This is a genomic window from Bradyrhizobium yuanmingense (assembly GCF_029167105.1).
GTDB lineage: Bacteria > Pseudomonadota > Alphaproteobacteria > Rhizobiales > Xanthobacteraceae > Bradyrhizobium > Bradyrhizobium yuanmingense_A.
In genome coordinates this window covers 16608-34640 of sequence record NZ_JARFML010000055.1, presented here as the reverse complement: position 1 = coordinate 34640, position 18033 = coordinate 16608, and the positions used below count along the sequence as shown (strand labels likewise).

17 protein-coding genes are annotated in these 18033 nt (G+C 63.8%); 13 read left to right on the top strand and 4 right to left on the bottom strand.

Annotated features, from left to right (window positions below; translation table 11 throughout):
- From P0R31_RS38090 to P0R31_RS38080, 3 genes are all read left to right on the top strand, one after another.
- On the top strand, positions 1 to 871 hold an 871-nt coding region (locus P0R31_RS38090), incomplete at its 5' end, for a branched-chain amino acid ABC transporter permease (protein ID WP_275520233.1).
- A gap of 30 nt (positions 872 to 901) precedes the next feature.
- Positions 902 to 2137 (top strand): ABC transporter substrate-binding protein, encoded by a 1236-nt coding sequence (locus P0R31_RS38085; protein ID WP_275520231.1) that lies wholly within the window; start codon positions 902 to 904, stop codon positions 2135 to 2137.
- A 114-nt stretch (positions 2138 to 2251) separates the two neighbouring features.
- Positions 2252 to 3478, top strand: coding sequence for an ABC transporter substrate-binding protein (locus tag P0R31_RS38080; RefSeq protein ID WP_275520229.1), 1227 nt, complete (start codon positions 2252 to 2254; stop codon positions 3476 to 3478).
- 10 nt (positions 3479 to 3488) lie between these two features.
- On the opposite strand, the gene P0R31_RS38075 is transcribed toward P0R31_RS38080, so the two are convergent.
- Complete coding sequence (locus P0R31_RS38075) at positions 3489 to 3671, bottom strand: hypothetical protein (RefSeq protein ID WP_275520227.1); 183 nt, start codon at positions 3669 to 3671, stop codon at positions 3489 to 3491.
- A gap of 55 nt (positions 3672 to 3726) precedes the next feature.
- Between P0R31_RS38075 and P0R31_RS38070 the strand changes: the two genes are divergently transcribed.
- The 3 genes from P0R31_RS38070 to P0R31_RS38060 all read left to right on the top strand — a co-directional run bounded on the left by P0R31_RS38070 (position 3727) and on the right by P0R31_RS38060 (position 7837).
- Positions 3727 to 4956, top strand: coding sequence for an ABC transporter substrate-binding protein (locus tag P0R31_RS38070; RefSeq protein WP_275520225.1), 1230 nt, complete (start codon positions 3727 to 3729; stop codon positions 4954 to 4956).
- Positions 4957 to 5134: 178 nt separating this feature from the next.
- On the top strand, positions 5135 to 6364 hold the full coding sequence (locus P0R31_RS38065) for an ABC transporter substrate-binding protein (protein ID WP_275520223.1): 1230 nt from the start codon (positions 5135 to 5137) through the stop codon (positions 6362 to 6364).
- A 189-nt stretch (positions 6365 to 6553) separates the two neighbouring features.
- Positions 6554 to 7837, top strand: a complete 1284-nt coding sequence (locus P0R31_RS38060; RefSeq protein WP_275520220.1) for a glycerate kinase type-2 family protein — start codon at positions 6554 to 6556, stop codon at positions 7835 to 7837.
- A gap of 104 nt (positions 7838 to 7941) precedes the next feature.
- Here the strand turns inward: P0R31_RS38060 and P0R31_RS38055 are convergent, their stop codons facing one another.
- Positions 7942 to 8463: a MarR family winged helix-turn-helix transcriptional regulator gene (locus P0R31_RS38055; RefSeq protein WP_275520218.1), complete on the bottom strand. Its 522-nt coding sequence runs from the start codon at positions 8461 to 8463 to the stop codon at positions 7942 to 7944.
- A gap of 173 nt (positions 8464 to 8636) precedes the next feature.
- Between P0R31_RS38055 and P0R31_RS38050 the strand changes: the two genes are divergently transcribed.
- The 3 genes from P0R31_RS38050 to P0R31_RS38040 are packed head-to-tail and all read left to right on the top strand — an operon-like array spanning position 8637 to position 12180.
- A complete protein-coding gene (locus tag P0R31_RS38050; RefSeq protein ID WP_036036742.1) occupies positions 8637 to 9677 on the top strand; it encodes a branched-chain amino acid ABC transporter permease in 1041 nt (346 codons plus the stop codon).
- Positions 9678 to 9682: 5 nt separating this feature from the next.
- A complete protein-coding gene (locus tag P0R31_RS38045) occupies positions 9683 to 11452 on the top strand; it encodes a branched-chain amino acid ABC transporter ATP-binding protein/permease (RefSeq protein ID WP_275520217.1) in 1770 nt (589 codons plus the stop codon).
- Positions 11449 to 12180, top strand: a complete 732-nt coding sequence (locus P0R31_RS38040; RefSeq protein WP_275520215.1) for an ABC transporter ATP-binding protein — start codon at positions 11449 to 11451, stop codon at positions 12178 to 12180. The genes P0R31_RS38045 and P0R31_RS38040 overlap by 4 nt, the downstream gene beginning before the upstream one ends.
- A gap of 190 nt (positions 12181 to 12370) precedes the next feature.
- Here P0R31_RS38040 and P0R31_RS38035 read toward each other — a convergent pair whose 3' ends face one another.
- Complete coding sequence (locus P0R31_RS38035) at positions 12371 to 12997, bottom strand: pyridoxamine 5'-phosphate oxidase family protein (protein WP_275520213.1); 627 nt, start codon at positions 12995 to 12997, stop codon at positions 12371 to 12373.
- 121 nt (positions 12998 to 13118) lie between these two features.
- Between P0R31_RS38035 and P0R31_RS38030 the strand changes: the two genes are divergently transcribed.
- Entirely contained in the window at positions 13119 to 14003 is an 885-nt protein-coding gene (locus P0R31_RS38030; protein ID WP_275520235.1) for a LysR family transcriptional regulator, read from the top strand.
- A gap of 114 nt (positions 14004 to 14117) precedes the next feature.
- Here P0R31_RS38030 and P0R31_RS38025 read toward each other — a convergent pair whose 3' ends face one another.
- Positions 14118 to 14537, bottom strand: a complete 420-nt coding sequence (locus P0R31_RS38025) for a PaaI family thioesterase (RefSeq protein ID WP_275520211.1) — start codon at positions 14535 to 14537, stop codon at positions 14118 to 14120.
- A gap of 414 nt (positions 14538 to 14951) precedes the next feature.
- Here P0R31_RS38025 and P0R31_RS38020 point away from each other — a divergent pair, with 414 nt between their 5' ends.
- The 3 genes from P0R31_RS38020 to P0R31_RS38010 all read left to right on the top strand — a co-directional run bounded on the left by P0R31_RS38020 (position 14952) and on the right by P0R31_RS38010 (position 18019).
- Positions 14952 to 15968: a TRAP transporter substrate-binding protein gene (locus tag P0R31_RS38020; RefSeq protein ID WP_225171556.1), complete on the top strand. Its 1017-nt coding sequence runs from the start codon at positions 14952 to 14954 to the stop codon at positions 15966 to 15968.
- Between the two features lie 219 nt (positions 15969 to 16187).
- Entirely contained in the window at positions 16188 to 16697 is a 510-nt protein-coding gene (locus P0R31_RS38015) for a TRAP transporter small permease (protein WP_275520209.1), read from the top strand.
- A 2-nt stretch (positions 16698 to 16699) separates the two neighbouring features.
- Complete coding sequence (locus P0R31_RS38010) at positions 16700 to 18019, top strand: TRAP transporter large permease (protein WP_275520207.1); 1320 nt, start codon at positions 16700 to 16702, stop codon at positions 18017 to 18019.
- The last annotated feature ends 14 nt before the right edge of the window (positions 18020 to 18033 follow it).

Below are 18033 nucleotides of genomic sequence, written 5' to 3'. Positions count from 1 at the left end.
CCAGATGACGATGCTCCTGATCTACGGGCTCGCGGTGCTGGCGCTGAACATCCTGACCGGCGGAAGCGGCCAGTTCTCGCTCGGCCAGAGCGCGTTCTACGCCGTCGGCGCCTATACCTCGGCGGTGTTGATGGAGCATGCCAACGTCAACTACGCGCTGACCATTCCGATCTCCGCCGTGATCTGCTTCGGATTCGGCTACCTGTTCGGCAAGCCGGCGCTGCGGCTGTCGGGCATCTATCTCGCGCTCGCGACCTTTGCGCTCGCGACCGCGATGCCGCAGCTGCTCAAGCTGAACTTCCTTGAGCACTGGACCGGCGGCGTGCAGGGCCTCGTCGTCACCAAGCCGGACGCACCGTTCGGCCTGCCGATGTCGCAGGACATGTGGCTGTACTACTTCACGCTCGCCGTGACGGTCGCGATCTACATCTTCTCGGTGAACCTGTTGCGCTCCCGCTCGGGCCGCGCCTTCATGGCGATCCGCGACAACGAGATCGCGGCCTCCTCCATGGGCGTCAACGTCGCGCTGTACAAGACGCTGGCCTTCGGCGTGTCCGCCGGCATCACCGGCGTTGCCGGCTCGCTCGGCGCCATCGCGGTGCAGTTCGTCGCGCCCGACAGCTACACCATCACGCTCGCGATCTCGCTGTTCCTCGGCATGGTGGTCGGCGGCGTCGGCTGGCTGCCCGGCTCGTTCGTCGGCGCGGCCTTCATCATCTTCGTGCCGAACATGGCGGAGAGCATTTCCAAGGGCCTCTCCGGCGCGGTGTTCGGCGTGCTGCTGTTCCTCGTCATCTACCTCGTGCCGCATGGCGCAAGGCAGGTCGCGATCCTGGGCCAGCAACTCGTCGGCAAGCTCAGGAAGAACTGAAGCCCCGTTGAATTAACCAAGGAGATCGAATTGTATTTTGGAAGAACACTGCGAGCCGCCGCGCTGGTCACGGCAACGGCGGCCATCACTCTCACCTCCGGCGCTGCACTCGCCCAAAAGAAATACGACACCGGCGCGTCCGATACCGAGATCAAGATCGGCAACATCATGCCGTACAGCGGTCCGGCGTCGGCCTATGGCATCATCGGCAAGACCGAAGAAGCCTATTTCAAGATGATCAACGACAAGGGCGGCATCAACGGCCGCAAGATCAACTTCGTCACCTATGACGACGGCTATTCGCCGCCGAAGGCTGTCGAGCAGGTTCGCAAGCTGGTCGAGAGCGACGAGGTGCTGGTCGTTTTCAACCCGCTCGGCACGCCCTCGAACAGTGCGATCCAGAAGTATCTCAACTCCAAGAAGATCCCGCAGCTCTTCGTCGCCACCGGCGCCACCAAGTGGAACGACCCGAAGAACTTCCCCTGGACCATGGGCTGGCAGCCCTCCTACCAGAGCGAAGCGCAGATCTACGCGAAATGGCTGATGAAGGAGAAGCCGGACGCCAAGATCGCGATCCTCTACCAGAACGACGATTTCGGCAAAGATTACCTCAAGGGCACCAAGGACGGCCTCGGCGCCAAGGCCTCCTCCATGATCGTCATGGAGGAGAGCTACGAGGTCTCCGAGCCGTCGATCGACGGCCATATCGTCAAGATCAAGGCCGCCAATCCCGACGTGCTGCTGATCTACACCACGCCGAAGTTCGCGGCCCAGACCATCAAGAAGACCGCCGAGCTCAACTGGAAGCCGCTCCAGATCCTCACCAACGTGTCGATCTCGGTCGGCAGCGTGATGAAGCCGGCCGGCTTCGAGAACGCGCAGGGCGTGCTGTCGGCCGCCTACGCCAAGGACTCCACGGATCCGCAATGGGCCAACGACCCCGGCATGAAGAAGTGGAACGAGTTCGTCGACAAGTACATGCCGGGTGCCGACAAGTCGGACACCAGCATGGTCTACGGCTATGGCGCCGCCTCGACGCTGGCCAAGGTGCTGGAGATGTGCGGTGACGATCTCACCCGCGCCAACATCATGAAGCAAGCCGCCTCATTGAAGGACTTTGCTCCGGATACGCTGCTGCCCGGCGTCAAGATCAACACCAGCGCCACCGACTTCGCTCCGATCGCGCAGCTGCAGATGATGCGCTTCAAGGGCGAGAAGTGGGAACTGTTCGGCGAGATCATCAGCGGTGACGTCGCCTCCGAGTGACGCGTCGCGATGAGCGAGGACGAGGAGCCCCCGCGGACAGTCGCGGGGGCTTTTTGTTGACGACAGGCGCCAATCTTGTTCAATGCGATCGATCCATCCCGGAGTAGGAGAGCAATGGCCGCCGTTCGTTCCCAGGTTGCGCCGCTCTGGGCCGCGCTTGCCTTGTGCACTGCAATGAGCGGCGAGGCCCTGGCGCAGAAGAAATACGACAGCGGCGCCTCCGATACCGAGATCAAGATCGGTAACATCATGCCCTACAGCGGTCCGGCCTCCGGCTATGCCGCGATCGGCAGGACCGAGGAAGCCTACTTCAACAAGATCAATGCCGAGGGCGGCATCAACGGCCGCAAGATCAGATTCATCTCCTATGACGACGGCTATTCGCCGCCGAAGACGGTGGAACAGGCGCGCAAGCTGGTCGAGAGCGACAACGTGCTGCTGATCTTCGGCTCGCTCGGCACCTCCACCAACAGCGCCATCCGCAAGTACATGAACGAGAAGAAGGTGCCGCAATTGTTCGTGGCGAGCGGCGCCTCGAAATGGAACGACCCCAAGCAATATCCCTGGACCATGGGCTGGCAGCCGAGCTACGTCAGCGAGGCCCGCATCTATGCCAAATACATCATGAAGGAGAAGCCAAACGGAAAGATCGGCGTGCTCTACCAGAACGACGATTTCGGCAAGGACTATCTAAACGGGTTGAAGGAGGGCCTCGGCGCCAAGGCTTCGATGATCGTGCGGGAGGAAGCCTACGACACTTCCGAGCCCGCAATCGACGAGCGAGTCGTGAAGCTGAAGGCGGCCGGCGCCGATATCTTCATCAGCCTCACAAACCAGAAATTCGCCGCGCAAGGAATCAAGAAAGCCGCGGAGATCAACTGGCATCCGATGCACATCATCTCCAACGTCTCGGCTTCGGTCAGCGGCGTATTGGAGCCGGCGGGCATTGAAGTCTCGCAAGGCATCCTGTCGGCGACCTACACCAAGGACGGCTCCGACCCGCAGTGGAATGCCGACGACGGCATGAAGAAGTTCTACAGCTTCCTCGCGCAATACGAGCCCAAGGCCAACAAGCTCGATGCCGGCGTCGTGTACGGCTATGCCGCCGCACAGACCATCGTGAAGGTGCTGCAGATGTGCGGCGACGATCTCACCCGCGAGAACGTCATGAAGCAGGCCGCCAGCCTGAAGGACTTCGCACCCGACACGCTGCTGCCAGGCATCAAGATCAACACCGCGCCCGACGATTTCGCCCCGATCGAGCAACTGCAGATGATGCGCTTCAAGGGCAGGAAATGGGAGCCGTTCGGTGACATCATCTCGAGCGAGATGAGCCACTGAGCGACGCAATTCAAGATAGCCGCTTTCTCGTAAAGCAACTCAAGCGGTGAGTTTGCCCCGCAAAAAGAATCTCACGCGCCGGAATATTCAGCACCGCCTTCGACGAGATCGCCGCCCGCGCGAGGCCCGCGCAGGCGTTCTTCTTGCTGACGGCCGTGGATAGGTATTGAATGCGCGACGGAGCGACGCGCAACGATCGCTCCCAACAAGAACAAACGACACATTCAATCCTGTCCAGGGAGATCAAAATGCCTGCAATGCATGTGCGATTGGGGGCCCTCTCGGCTGCCCTCGTGCTGGCTACCATCCTTTCGACGGCAGCGTCCGCCCAAAAGAAATACGACACCGGCGCATCCGACACGGAGGTCAAGATCGGCAACATCATGCCCTATAGCGGTCCCGCGTCCGCCTACGGCGTGATCGGCAAGACCGAAGAGGCCTATTTCCGCAAGATCAACGCAGAAGGCGGCATCAACGGCCGCAAGATCAACTTCATCACCTATGACGACGCCTATTCCCCGCCGAAGACCGTGGAGCAGGCGCGCAAGCTGGTCGAGAGCGACGAGGTGCTGCTGATCTTCAACTCGCTCGGTACCCCGCCGAACTCGGCGATCCAGAAGTACATGAACCAGAAGAAGGTTCCGCAGCTGTTCGTCGCCACCGGCGCCACGAAGTGGAACGATCCGCAGACCTTCCCGTGGACGATGGGCTGGCAACCCAACTACCAGATCGAGTCGATCATCTACGCCAAGTACATCCTGAAGAACCATCCGAACGCCAAGATCGCCGTGCTCTACCAGAACGACGATTACGGCAAGGACTATCTGAAGGGGTTCAAGGACGGGCTCGGCGCCAAGGCCGCCTCGATGATCGTCATCGAGGACAGCTACGAAGTCTCCGAGCCGACCATAGACTCCCACATCGTCAAGATGAAGTCGACCAACGCCGACGTGTTCTTCAACATCACGACGCCGAAATTCGCGGCACAGGCGATCAAGAAGAACGCCGAGATCGGCTGGAAGCCGCTGCACTTCCTCAACAACGTCTCGGCCTCGATCGGCAGCGTAATCAAGCCGGCCGGCTTCGAGAACGCGCAGGACATCATCTCGTCGCAGTACTTCATGGATCCCACCGACGCGCAGTGGAAAAACGACAAGGCGATGATCGCCTGGAACGAATTTCTGGATAAGTACTATCCGGAAGCCAACCGCGCCGATGCCTCGGTGATGTACGGCTACATCGTCGCCCAAGGCCTCGTTCACGTGCTCAAGGCCTGCGGCGACAATCTGACCCGCGAAAACATCATGAAGCAGGCCGCCAACATCAAGGACTTCGAGCCGGCGGGCCTGTTGCCGGGCATCAAGGTCAACACCTCGGCCACCGACTTCGCCCCGCTGTCGCAGCTGCAACTGATCCGCTTCAAGGGCGAGCATTGGGAGCGATTTGGCGACGTCTTGAGCGGCGACGTCGGCGGCTGACCATTAACCAGTTGCTCAAGATGTAGCCAAATCGACTAAAGACGCAGCCCCTGCGGCCATGCCGCAGGGGCTTTTCCTTGAAGCGTTCAGGCAAATCGTATTGAATTGCGGCCGCGTCGCGAAGAAAAACGAGACAAGAAAAGGGACGCACACACAAAGAAAAAACAGGGAGATTGGAATGCCTGCTGTCACCGGCAAGCTTGCGGCCGCATCATTGGCGATCGCGCTCATCGCGGCCTCGGCCTCAACCGCAACGGCCCAGAAGAAATACGATACCGGTGCGACCGACACCGAGATCAAGATCGGCAACATCATGCCCTACAGCGGACCGGCCTCCGCCTACGGCATCATCGGTCGCACCGAAGCCGCCTATTTCAAGAAGATCAACGAAGAGGGCGGCATTAACGGCCGCAAGATCAATTTCGTCTCCTACGACGACGCCTACTCGCCGCCGAAGACGGTGGAGCAGGCGCGCAAGCTGGTCGAGAGCGACGAGGTGCTGCTCGTCTTCAACTCGCTCGGCACGCCGCCGAACTCCGCGATCCAGAAATACATGAACTCGAAGAAGGTGCCGCAGCTGTTCGTCGCCACCGGCGCCACCAAGTGGAACGATCCGCAGAACTTCCCGTGGACCATGGGCTGGCAGCCCAACTACCAGAGCGAGACGCAGATCTACGCGAAATACATCCTCAAGGCGATGCCGAACGCCAAGATCGGCGTGCTCTTCCAGAACGACGATTACGGCAAGGATTATCTGAAGGGCCTGAAGGACGGCTTGGGGGCCAAGGCCGCAAGCATGATCGTGCTGGAGGAAAGCTACGAGACCTCGGAGCCGACCATCGACAATCACATCGTCAAGCTGAAAGCCACCGGCGCCGACGTCTTCATCAACATCACCACGCCGAAATTCGCGGCACAGGCGATCAAGAAGATCTCCGAGATCGGCTGGAAGCCGACCCACTTCCTCAACAACGTCTCGGCCTCGGTCGGCAGCGTGATCAAGCCCGCCGGCTTCGAGAATTCGCAGGACATCATCTCGGCCGCCTATCTGAAGGACGTCTCCGATCCGCAGTGGAAGGACGATCCCGGCATGAAGGCGTTCCTCGACTTCATGACGAAGTACTTCCCCGAGGGCGACAAGCTCGACGGCGGCACCATCGTCGGCTACGGCGTGGCGCAGACGCTGGTCGAGGTGCTGAAGAAGTGCGGCGACAATCTCACGCGCGAGAACGTCATGAAGCAGGCGGCGAGCCTGAAGGACTTCCGCACCGAAGTGCTGCTGCCCGGCATCAAGATCAATACCGGGCCGAACGACTTCGCGCCGATCAGCTCGCTGCAGCTGATGAAGTTCAAGGGCGACAAGTGGGACCTGTTCGGCGAGGTGATCAGCGCCGACGCCGGCGGCTAGTCGCAAGGTCCGGCAATAACCAGCCCCCTGCGCCGATGGTGTAGGGGGGCTTTTGCTTGTGCGGCAATCATGATCACGCGATTGCACAATCGAATGACGGCGAGGGCGCTTACGCTTTGGCACACGATGCGCTAGGCAGATGGCGGCGATCTCCTCGCCGCCAGTCCAGTCTGCGCAAGGCCATTGTCCATGACCGACCGACGTCCCCTGCTCCGCGCGCTCTACGATGCCGCCGTCGCTGCCGCCCATCCCGACGTGGTGCTGGCCCCCCACCTGCGGCCTGCGCCCAGGGGGCGCGTGATCTGCCTCGCGGCCGGCAAGGGCGCCGGCGCGATGGCCGCGGCCGCGGAGCGGCATTATCTCGACGCGCTGGGATTGGCGCCGGAACGCCTCCTCGGCATCGCCACCACGCGCCACGGCTACGGCGTGCCGACGCGCCGCATTCGCGTGGTCGAGGCCGGTCATCCCGTGCCTGACGAAGCCGGCCTGAAGGGCGCGGCCGACACACTCGCACTCGCGGGCGAGGCGGGGCCGGACGATCTGCTGCTGGTGCTGCTCACCGGCGGCGGCTCGGCCAACTGGATCGCACCGGTGGACGGCATCAGCTTCGCGCAGAAGCAGGCGGTCAACAAGGCGCTGCTGCGCTCGGGCGCGCCGATCGGCGAGATGAACGTCGTGCGCAAGCACCTGTCGCGGATCAAGGGCGGCCGCCTTGCCCGCGCCGGCAGCAACGCCGCGGAGATCGTGACGCTCGCGATCTCGGACGTGCCGCATGACGATCCGTCCGCGATCGCCTCCGGCCCCACGGTGCCCGATCCGACCACGCTGGCCGATGCGCGCGCGATCGTGGCGAAATACAGGCTCGACATCGACGATGCGGTGCGCCGCGCGCTCGACGATCCCAACAACGAGAGCTGCAAGCCGGATGACGCCGCCTTTGCGCGCGCATCGTTCGAGCTGATCGCGCGGCCCAAGCAGTCGCTCGACGCCGCGGTGAAGCTCGCGCGTGAGGCCGGTTACGAGACCATCGATCTCGGCGCCGATCTCGAAGGCGAAGCGCGCGAAGTCGCCGCCGATCACGCCAGGCTGGCGCTACAGGCACGCAGCCAGGCCAAGCGCGTCGCGATCCTGTCCGGCGGCGAGCTCACGGTCACCGTGCGCGGCAACGGGCGCGGCGGGCCGAACCAGGAATACGCGCTGGCGCTGGCCGCGCTCTTGAAGGACACTTCCGGCATCGCGGCGCTGGCCGGCGACACCGACGGCGCCGATGGCGGCGCCGGCCACCCGACCGATCCCGCCGGCGCGCTGATCGATGCGGCGACGTTCGCGAAGATGAAGACGCTGGGGCTCGAGCCGCAGGCCTATCTCGACAACAACGACGCGACCACGTTCTTCGAAGCCACGGGCGACCTGCTGCAGCCGGGCCCGACGCTGACCAACGTGAACGACATCAGGGTGATCTTGGTGGATTGAGGCGCCTGCCTTTTCCGTCATTCCGGGGCACGCGCAAGCGTGAACCCGGAATCTCGAGATTCCGGGTTCGATGCTTTCGCATCGCCCCGGAATGACGAACTCGCTCAAAACTCGTTGGCGATCTTCGCGAGCATCCCGATCAGGGCTTCGCGGTTGGCCTGGCCGAGCAGATCGTTCAGCCGGGCCTCATGCTTGGTGGCGACGAGCTTCTTGGCGCGCGCCAGCACGGCCTTGCCCTTGTCGGTCAAGACCAGGATGTGCGAGCGGCGGTCGTTGGTGGAGCGGATCCGCGCGCAGAGGTCGCGGCTCTCCAAATTGTCGAGCATGGCCACGAAGTTCGGCCTGAGGATGCCGAGCGTGGAGGCGATCTCGGTCTGGTTACGGCCGGGGTTCTTCTCGACCAGCAGCAGCACCGAGAACTGCGCCGGCGTCAGCTGGAGCGAGGCCATGCAGCGCAGAAAATTCTCGAACACCTTGAGCTGTGCACGTTTCAGGACATAGCCCAGCTGCTCGGAAAGCTCGCCGAGCTGGAGGGCCTCCGCCTGCGGCTCGCTTGCGTCCTTGCGGCCCTTGGCCGCGTCGGTCGGCTTTTCGGAGGACTTTTCAGAGGTTTTGGAAACGGTCATCGCCTCGTGCTCGTAATCCCGCTAAATTCCGGGACGGGTCGTTCCCACCCTTGAAGTTATAATTGATAATTGTTATGGACCATACCAAATATCGCCTGCGTTTTTCAATGGCTGTGAGCGGACCGTCCACCGCAATCGAGGGGACCGGTCCGGATTAGGGGGAGCGTCCGGTCTTGAATACCACCATCATGCTGTTCCTGGTGCAGGACGGCATCACCAATGGCGCGATCTATGCGCTGCTCGGCCTGGCGCTGGTGCTGGTGTTCGCCGTCACCCGCGTCATCCTCATTCCCCAGGGCGAGTTCGTCACCTACGGCGCGCTGACCTATGCCTCGCTGGCCGCCGGCCAGATGCCGGGCACGGCAAAGCTGGCGCTGGCGCTCGGCATCGGCGCCTTCGCCTTCGACCTGTTCGTGGCGCGCAAGGCGCTGCACGGGCGGCTGGTCGTCCGCAGCTTCATCGCCAACGTCGTGCTGCCAGCGATCGTGCTGGCGCTGACCCTGTCCCTCGCCGCGCAGAAGCCGCCGGTCGCGGTCTGCATCGCGCTGTCGCTGGTGATCGTGGCGATGATCGGCCTTTATCTCTACCGCATCGCCTTCCAGCCGCTGGCGCACACCTCGGTGCTGGTGCTGCTGATCGCCTCGGTCGGCGTCCATCTCGCGCTGCAGGGCCTCGGCCTGTTGTTCTTCGGCGCCGAAGGCCAGCGCGGGCCTGCCGTGCTGTCCGGCGCCTTCACGGCCGGCGCGCTGCGTTTCACCGGCCAGAGCATCACTGTCTATGCCATCACCATCGCCTTCATCGTCGCGCTCTGGCTGTTCTTCGGCCTGACGCTCTACGGCAAGGCGCTGCGCGCGACTGCGGTCAACCGGCTCGGGGCGCGGCTTGCCGGCATCCGCACCACGCTGTCGGGCCAGATCGCCTTCCTGCTGGCCTCGGTGATCGGCGCCCTCTCCGGCATCCTGATCGTGCCGATCACGACGCTCTATTATGACTCCGGCTTCCTGATCGGGCTGAAGGGCTTCGTCGCCGCGATCATCGGCGGCCTCGTCAGCTATCCCCTCACCGCCGTCGCGGCGCTGGTGGTCGGCATCGTCGAGGCGTTCTCGTCCTTCTATGCCTCCAACTACAAGGAGGTGATCGTCTTCATGCTGCTGATCCCCGTGCTGCTGCTGCGCTCGCTCGCCGCGCCCGCGGTCGAGGAAGAGAAGGACTGAGCCCGATGCAGAGCCGGCTTCCCATCCTCGTCTTCGCACTCGTCATGGCGGCGATCCCGTTCATCCCGGGCGTGCCCCCGTTCTGGATCGTGCTGCTCGACAATATCGGCCTTGCCGCGCTGGTCGCGATGGGCCTCGTGCTGCTGACCGGCGTCGGCGGCCTCACCTCGTTCGGCCAGGCCGCCTTCGTCGGCTTCGGCGCCTACACCACCGCCGTGCTGACGACGGCCTATGGCCTGTCGCCCTGGCTGACGCTGCCGCTGTCGCTCCTGGTCAGCGGCTCGCTCGCGGTGCTGCTCGGGCTGATCACCGTGCGCCTCTCCGGCCATTATCTTCCGCTCGGCACGATCGCCTGGGGGCTCGGGCTGTTCTACCTATTCAGCAAGCTGGAGTTTTTGGGACGCAACGACGGCATCTCGGCGATCCCGCCGCTGTCGATCGGAACGTTCAAGATGCTCTCGGCCGGCTCGATCTACTACGCGATCTGGATCGCGGTGATCCTCTCGGCCCTGTTGACCACGAATCTCCTGGATTCCCGCACCGGCCGCGCCATTCGTGCGCTCCGGCGCGGCCATGTCGCAGCGGAGGCCTTCGGCGTGCACACGCCCAGCGCCAAGCTGCTCGTGTTCATCCATGCCGCGGTGCTCGCCGGTCTTTCAGGCTGGCTTTATGCGCATTTCCAGCGCGCGGTGAACCCGACGCCGTTCGGTGCGCATATGGGCATCGAATATCTCTTCATCGCGGTGGTCGGCGGCGCCGGCTATGTCTGGGGCGGCGTGCTGGGCGCGGCAATCGTCGTGATCCTGAAAGAGGTGCTGCAAAGCTATCTGCCGCTGATCCTGCCCGGCTCCGGCCAGGTCGAGACCATCGTGTTCGGCATCATGCTGGTGGCGCTGCTGCAGCTTGCGCCCGGCGGCCTCTGGCCCTGGCTGATGTCGTTCTTCCCCGAGCGCACCGACGGCAGGAAGCCGGACACCTCGCTGAAGCTGGAGCATCGCGCCCGCGCGCCCGCCGAGACCGGCGTCCTGCTTCAGGTCGAGAAGGCGCGAAAGCAATTCGGCGGCGTGGTCGCCGTCAACAACGTGTCATTCGACGTCCAGGCCCGCGAGATCGTCGCGCTGATCGGCCCGAACGGCGCCGGCAAGAGCACGACCTTCAACCTGATCACCGGGGTGCTGTCGGCGACCTCCGGCTCGATCTCCGTGCTCGGCAAGAAGGTCGACAACGCGCCGCCGCAGGAGATCGTCAAGCTCGGCATCAGCAGGACCTTCCAGCACGTCAAGCTCGTCCCCGACATGACCGTGCTGGAGAACGTCGCGATCGGCGCACATTTGCGCGGCCATTCCGGCCCGATCTCCTCGATGCTGCGGCTCGACCGCGCAGATGAAGCCAAGCTGCTCGCCGAGGCCGCCCGCCAGATCGAGCGCGTCGGCCTCACCGAGCAGATGCACCAGCTGGCAGGCTCACTCTCGCTCGGCCAGCAGCGCATCGTCGAGATCGCCCGCGCGCTCTGCGTCGATCCGATGCTACTGCTGCTCGACGAGCCGGCAGCCGGCCTGCGCCACATGGAAAAGCAACGGCTCGCCGCGCTGCTCCGCGAGCTGCGCGACGGCGGCATGTCCGTCCTTTTGGTCGAGCACGACATGGGCTTCGTGATGAACCTCGCCGACCGCATCGTGGTGCTCGATTTCGGCACCAAGATTGCGGAAGGCACGCCGGCGACGATCAAGACCAATCCCGAAGTGATCAAGGCCTATCTCGGAGTGGCGGCATGAGCACGCTGTTGTCCGTCACCGACGCGCATGTCGCCTATGGCAAGGTCGAGGCGGTGCGTTCGGTCTCGCTCGAGGTCGGCGCCAACGAGATCGTGACCATCGTCGGCGCCAACGGCGCCGGCAAGACCACGCTGCTTTCGGCCATCATGGGCATCCTGCCCCTGAAGGGCCGCGTCGCCTTTGCCGGGCAGGATCTCGCCCGGCTCGACATCGAGGACCGTGTCGCGATGGGCCTCGGTCTTGTTCCCGAGCATCGCGAATTGTTCGTGACCATGAATGTCGAGGACAATCTCGAGCTGGGCGCGTTCCGGATCGAGCGCAGCAAGGCCAAAGCCTCGATGGAGCGGGTCTATGCGCTGTTTCCGCGGCTGAAGGAGCGGCGCAAGCAGCTCGCCGGTACGCTCTCCGGCGGCGAGCAGCAGATGCTCGCGATGGGCCGCGCGCTGATGGGCGAGCCGAAGCTCCTGATGCTGGACGAGCCGAGCCTTGGCCTTGCGCCGATCATCGTCGCCGACATCTTCCGCATCGTCACCGAGCTCCGCGCCGCCGGCGTCTCCGTGCTGCTGGTCGAGCAGAACGCACAGGCCGCGCTGAAGATCGCGGATCAGGCTTATGTCATGGAGCTCGGCGAGTTCGTGCTCAGCGGCAAGGCCAGCGACATCGCGGCAAACGAGCGGGTCGCGGCAAGCTATCTCGGCTTCCAGCACGAAGGCGAGAGCGTGATTTAGTGGTATCGCGCTGTAGCGCCGCCGCGAGCTCCGCTTCCCTTCCCCCTTGTGGGAGAAGGTGGCGCGAAGCGCCGGACACTCGTAGGACCGTTCGTGAGGATAGAAACCCCTCACCCGGCTTCGATGCTTCGCATCGAAGCCACCCTCTCCCACAAGGGGCGAGGGTGCACCGAGCGTGCGCTCAGGGCCTTTATTCCGCCGCAGGCTTCTCCCCCTTCAGCGCCGCAACTTCCGCCTCCAATTCCGCGATCCGCTGATCCCTTGCCGCCAGCGCGGCCGCGACATCGGCTGCATCAAACTTCTGCGGGATGTGCTGCGGGCAGTTGGTGTCCCAGGCTGCGATCTTGAACAGGATCACCTGCTCCGGCCGGGCGCGGTAGTCTTTCGGCATCAGTGACGTGGTCAGCGCTTCGTCGTCCTCGACCACGCGCGCCTCGCCCCAGATCTTCACACGGCGACGATGGGCGTAGTCCATCACGAAGATGTAGGCCTTGGGATTCTCCGAGAGATTTCCTTGCGTGATGAACTGCTGGTTGCCGGCGTAGTCGGCGAAGGCGAGCGTCTGCTTGTCCAGCACCTTGAGAAAGCCCTTCGGGCCGCCGCGGTGCTGGATATAAGGCTGGCCGTCGGCTGAGGCCGTGGCGAAATAGAAGCTGTTGGCGTCGGCCAGGAACGCGGCGAGATTGTCGTCGACCTCGGTGCGCCAGCCGCGCTGCTCGCTGCGCGCATAGGCCTCGCGCGAGCCCTTGCGCGCCTGGATCGTCTTCACCGCCGGCGAAAAGGCCACGTCGCTGGCATAAGTATGAATTGCCGTCATCGGGACGTCTCCTGAAACTCCGGCGCATTGCTGCGTCTTTCGCGCCTAATCTGGGCCTTTCGGCGTCTAACGCAATTGAGCAGCTTGACACTTCATCATTGCGATATATGCAATAATGTCCATGGACCGCCTGGAAGCCATGCAAGTCTTCGTCACGGTCGCCGACCTGCGCGGCTTTGCGCCGGCCGCACGCAAACTGCGGCTGTCGCCGTCGGCGGTGACGCGGATGATCGCGGCGCTGGAGGAGCATCTCGGCGCGCGGCTGCTGCAGCGGACCACGCGGCAGGTGACGCTGACCGACGTCGGCACGCGCTACCTGGAGCGCGCGCGGCGCATCCTCGCCGATGTCGAGGAGGCCGACGGCTCGGCACGGGAGGAACGCCATCGGCCGAGCGGGCGCCTCGTCGTGTCGGCGCCGGTCGGCTTCGGCCGCCTGCATGTCGGGCCGGTCATGACCGCCTATCTCAAGCGTTATCCCGAGGTCACGGCAGAGCTCAGGCTGTCCGATCATCTCGTCAACCTGGTCGAGGACGCCGTCGACGCCGCGGTGCGGATCGGCCATCTTGCCGATTCCTCGCTAGTCGCACGCCAGGTCGGCGAGATGCGGCGGATCGTGGTGGCCGCGCCAGGTTATCTCAAGCGCAACGGCGAGCCGAAGACGCCGGAAGCGCTCGCCACGCACCAGACCATCCAGTTCGGCCCCTGGTCCGAATGGCGTTTCCTGCGCGACGGCAGCGATATCGGGCTGCCGCTGTCGCCTCGCTTCATCAGCAACAGCGCCGACGCCGCCCTGCAATATGCCGAGGCCGGCGGCGGCGTGACGCGGGTGCTGGCCTATCAGGCCGCCGAGGGCCTGAAGCGCGGACGCCTGAAGATCGTGCTGGCGCAATACGAGCAGCCGGCGCTGCCGATCCACATCGTCTACCCGACCTCGCGCCTGCTCTCGGCCAAGGTGCGCGCGTTCGTCGATCTCGTGGTGGAGACGGCGGAGTGGAGGTTTGGGTGATCTTTCTCCGTCATGGCCGGGCTTGTCCCGGCCATCCACGCGCCTCAACGCATGTAGCGCCAAAGACGTGGATGCCCGGGTCAAGCCCGGGCATGACGACGGAGAGAGTGGGCTTCACCCCTTCTTCGGCACCACGCGGAACGTGCCGCTGGCCCGCGCGATCACGGCGTCGTCCGCCTTCACCAGGCACTGCGCGAAGCAGATCGTGTTCCCGGTCTTGATCGCCTCGCCCTCGACCGCGAGCCATTGGCCGATCTCGGCGGCGCCGACATAGTCGACCGACATCGAGATGGTGACGAATGACGTGGTCCAGCCCGTCGCCTGGGCGCAGCTGTAGCCCATGGCGGCGTCAGCGAGCGCCGCGATCAGCCCGCCATGGATCAGTCCGCGGGCGTTGGTGTGTGGCGTCGCCAGGCGCAGTCCGACGGTGACGCCCTTGTCGGTCTTCTTCGAATAGAGCGGCTCCCAGGGATCGGTCAGCGGCGCTTTACGGAAATGCGGCTCGTAGCCGGCGGGGATGTCGGTGCGGGTCATGGCGGTCTCGCTTCATTGCCTTGTTGCATTGGAAGCGAATGACGCGAGGAATGCATCACCTACAAAGCTTTAAACGGAATTTGTGCAGATGTTTGAAACGAGCCCCGCCGTCGCCGCAACGGCCCGACGATTGCGACCTTTGTCCGCAATACATGCTGCTTCCGATCCTGTTAGGCTTTGGTCGCAGCCTGCTTGTGGCAAAGGCTAGCAGGCGATGATTATACCATATAACGTTTGCGTAAAGGGAGAGCGGTGGTCGCCCGAGCAGCGACAAATCCATGCAACATGGCTGACGTAGATGGCGCGACACGGCGCGCCTCAATTCCGGCTTGAACGCGCCGGCGAACTAGATAACATGTTAATTAACGAGACCGGGCCAACGAAGCCCGCCGTCGCAAAAGGGAGAGACGCGTGATGAGGAAAGCCTGTCTGGCCTTGCTGCTGGCAGCAAGCGTGAGCCCTGCGCTCGCGCAGGACAAGACATTTGACCTGAAGGTCTCGCACTGGGTGCCGGCATCGCATCCGCTGCAGAAATCGCTGGAAGACTGGGTGGCTGCGGTGAACAAGGATTCCGGCGGCACCATTACCGGCAAGGTGTTTCCGGCCCAGCAGCTCGGCAAGGCCTTCGACCATTACGACATGGCGCGCGACGGCATCGCCGACGTCACCTATGTCAATCCCGGCTACCAGCCCGGCCGCTTCCCGATCATCGGCGCCGGGGAATTGCCGTTCCTGATCTCGGATGCCAAGGGCGGCTCGATGGGGCTCGACGCCTGGTATCGCAAATATGCCGAGAAGGAGATGAAGGACGTCAAATACTGCCTCGCCTTCGTCCACTCGCCCTCCTCGTTCCATTCCCGCACCAAGAAGATCGTCAACCCCGAGGACGTGAAGGGCATGAAGATCCGCCCCGCCCACGCCACCATGGCGAACTTCGTCACCTCGCTCGGCGGCACCAACGTGCAATCCTCGGCACCGGAAGTCCGCGACATCATCGAGCGCGGCGTCGCCGACGGCGTCACCTTCCCGTGGGGCTCCCTCGTGCTGTTCGGTATCGACAAGGTGACCAAATACGACATGGAGGCGCCGCTCTACACCACGACCTTCGTGTTCGTGATCAACAAGGACAAGTACAATGCGATGTCCGACAAGCAGAAGGCCGCGATCGACAAGAACTGCACGGTCGAGATGGCAGGCGCGGTCGGCGAGCATTGGGGCAAGTTCGAGGACGCCGGCATCGCCAAGGTGAAGGCGGAATCCAGCCATGAGGTCTACAAGCTGACGCCCGAGCAGATCGCGGCCTGGAAGAAGGCCGCCGAGCCGCTGGTCAAGACCTGGGGCGACGGCGCCAAGAAGGCCGGCGCCGATCCCGACGCCGCGCTCGCGGATCTCAAAGCCTCGCTGAAGAAGTACAACGCGTTGGCGGAGTGACACGGTGGCGGGCTCTCTCCCCCTCTCCCCGTCCTTACGGGGAGAGGGTCGGGGTGAGGGGCTGCTTCCGCAACGATAGTGACAGACGGACTCGCGGAGAGTCCCCCTCACCCGCATCGCATCTTCGATGCGCTGCGGCCTCTCCCCGCACGCGGGGAGAGGCAAGACGCGCGGCGACATCTGGCTTAAACGAATCACCTCACCCGGTAGGACCACCCCATGAAGCGCTCCTGGATGGACCGCGTCATCGACTCGATCGAATGGATCGCGGCCGGCTTCGTCGGCATCGTCGCGCTCGACATCTTTCTGTCGGTGCTGTTGCGCAACACCCTGAACTATTCGATCCCTGATTCCTTCGACATCGGCCGCATGCTGCTCGGCATCCTCATCTTCTGGGGCATCGCCGCAACCTCCTATCGCGGCACCCACATCACGGTGGACCTGGTCTGGGCCAATGTCGGACCGCGCTACCAGCGCATGATCGACGTGTTCGCGACCCTGGTGCTGCTGTTCGTCGTCACCGTGCAGACCTGGACGCTGTTCGACAAGGTCCGGCTGACCTACAACGACAACGTCCAGACCTTCGACCTGCACATGCCGACATGGCCGTTCTTCCTCGTCGCTTGGATCGGCGACGTCTGCGCCGTGCTGCTGATCGCGATCCGCACGTACCGGCTGATCTTCCACCCCGAAGACATGCAAGAACCCAAGATCAAGGTGACGGAGTGAGCATGAGTACCGACGCCGTCGCCGTCATTGGCTTCGTTGCCCTGTTCGCCCTGATGCTGCTGCGCGTGCCGGTCGGCATGGCGATGGGCCTCGTCGGCGTGTGCGGCTTCAGCTATCTCGTCGGCTCGACACCGGCCCTGAAGATGGTCGGTCAGGTCACCATGCGGACCGTGACCGACTACACGTTCGGCGTGATCCCGATGTTCCTGCTGATGGGCGCCTTCGTCAGCAATTCCGGCATGAGCCGCGAGCTATTCCGCGCCGCCAACGGCTTCGTCGGACATTTGCGCGGCGGGCTCGGCATCGCCACGGTCGGTGCCTGCGGCGGCTTTGCCGCGATCTGCGGCTCGTCGGTCGCGACCGCCGCGACCTTCTCCGCCGTCGCCTATCCCGAGATGCGGCGCTTCGGCTACCCGCAATCGTTCGCCACTGGCGTGATCGCGGCGGGCGGCACGCTGGGTGCGATGCTTCCGCCCTCCACCGTGCTGGCCGTCTACGGTATCATCACCGAGCAGGACATCGGAAAACTCTTCATCGCCGGCATCATCCCGGGCTTGCTCGCGATGACCATGTACATGCTCACGATCTTCCTGATCGGCTATTTCCGCCCCGACTTTTTGCCCAGGGGCAAGGTGACGCCGTGGCGCGAGCGATTCGTGGGATTGAAAGAGATCTGGGCCCCCGTCCTGCTGTTCCTGTTCGTCATCGGAGGCCTGTACGGCCTACCCTTCCTGCCACGCTTCACGCCGACGGAGGCGGGGGGCGTGGGCGCGGCTGGCGCCTTCATCATCGGCGTGCTGACACGCCGCCTCGACCGCGAAAAGGTGCTGGCCTCGCTGCTGCAGGCAACGCGCACCTCCGCCGCCGTGTTCACGGTGCTGATCGGCGCGCTGATCTTCGGCTACTTCCTGACGGTCACGCAGACGCCGCAGAAGGTGACGGAGCTCCTCACCGGCCTCGGCCTTGGGCCCTATGGGGTGCTGGGGCTGATCTTGGTGATGTATCTCGTGCTCGGCTGCCTGATGGATGCCATGGCGATGATCATCCTGACCGTGCCGATCATCTTCCCGGTCATCCTCCATCTCGGCTTTGACCCGATCTGGTTCGGCATCATCATCGTCATGACCGTCGAGCTCGGCCTGATCACTCCACCGGTGGGCATGAACGTGTTCGTCATCAAAAGCGTGGTGAAGGACGTTTCCTTCTCCACCATCTTCAGGGGCGTGAGCCCATTCGTGGCGACGGACCTGGTGCGCCTCGCGATCCTGGTCGCCTTCCCGCTGCTAGCAATATGGCTGCCGACGCGGATGATGGCGCATTAGGCATGGGTGACAAC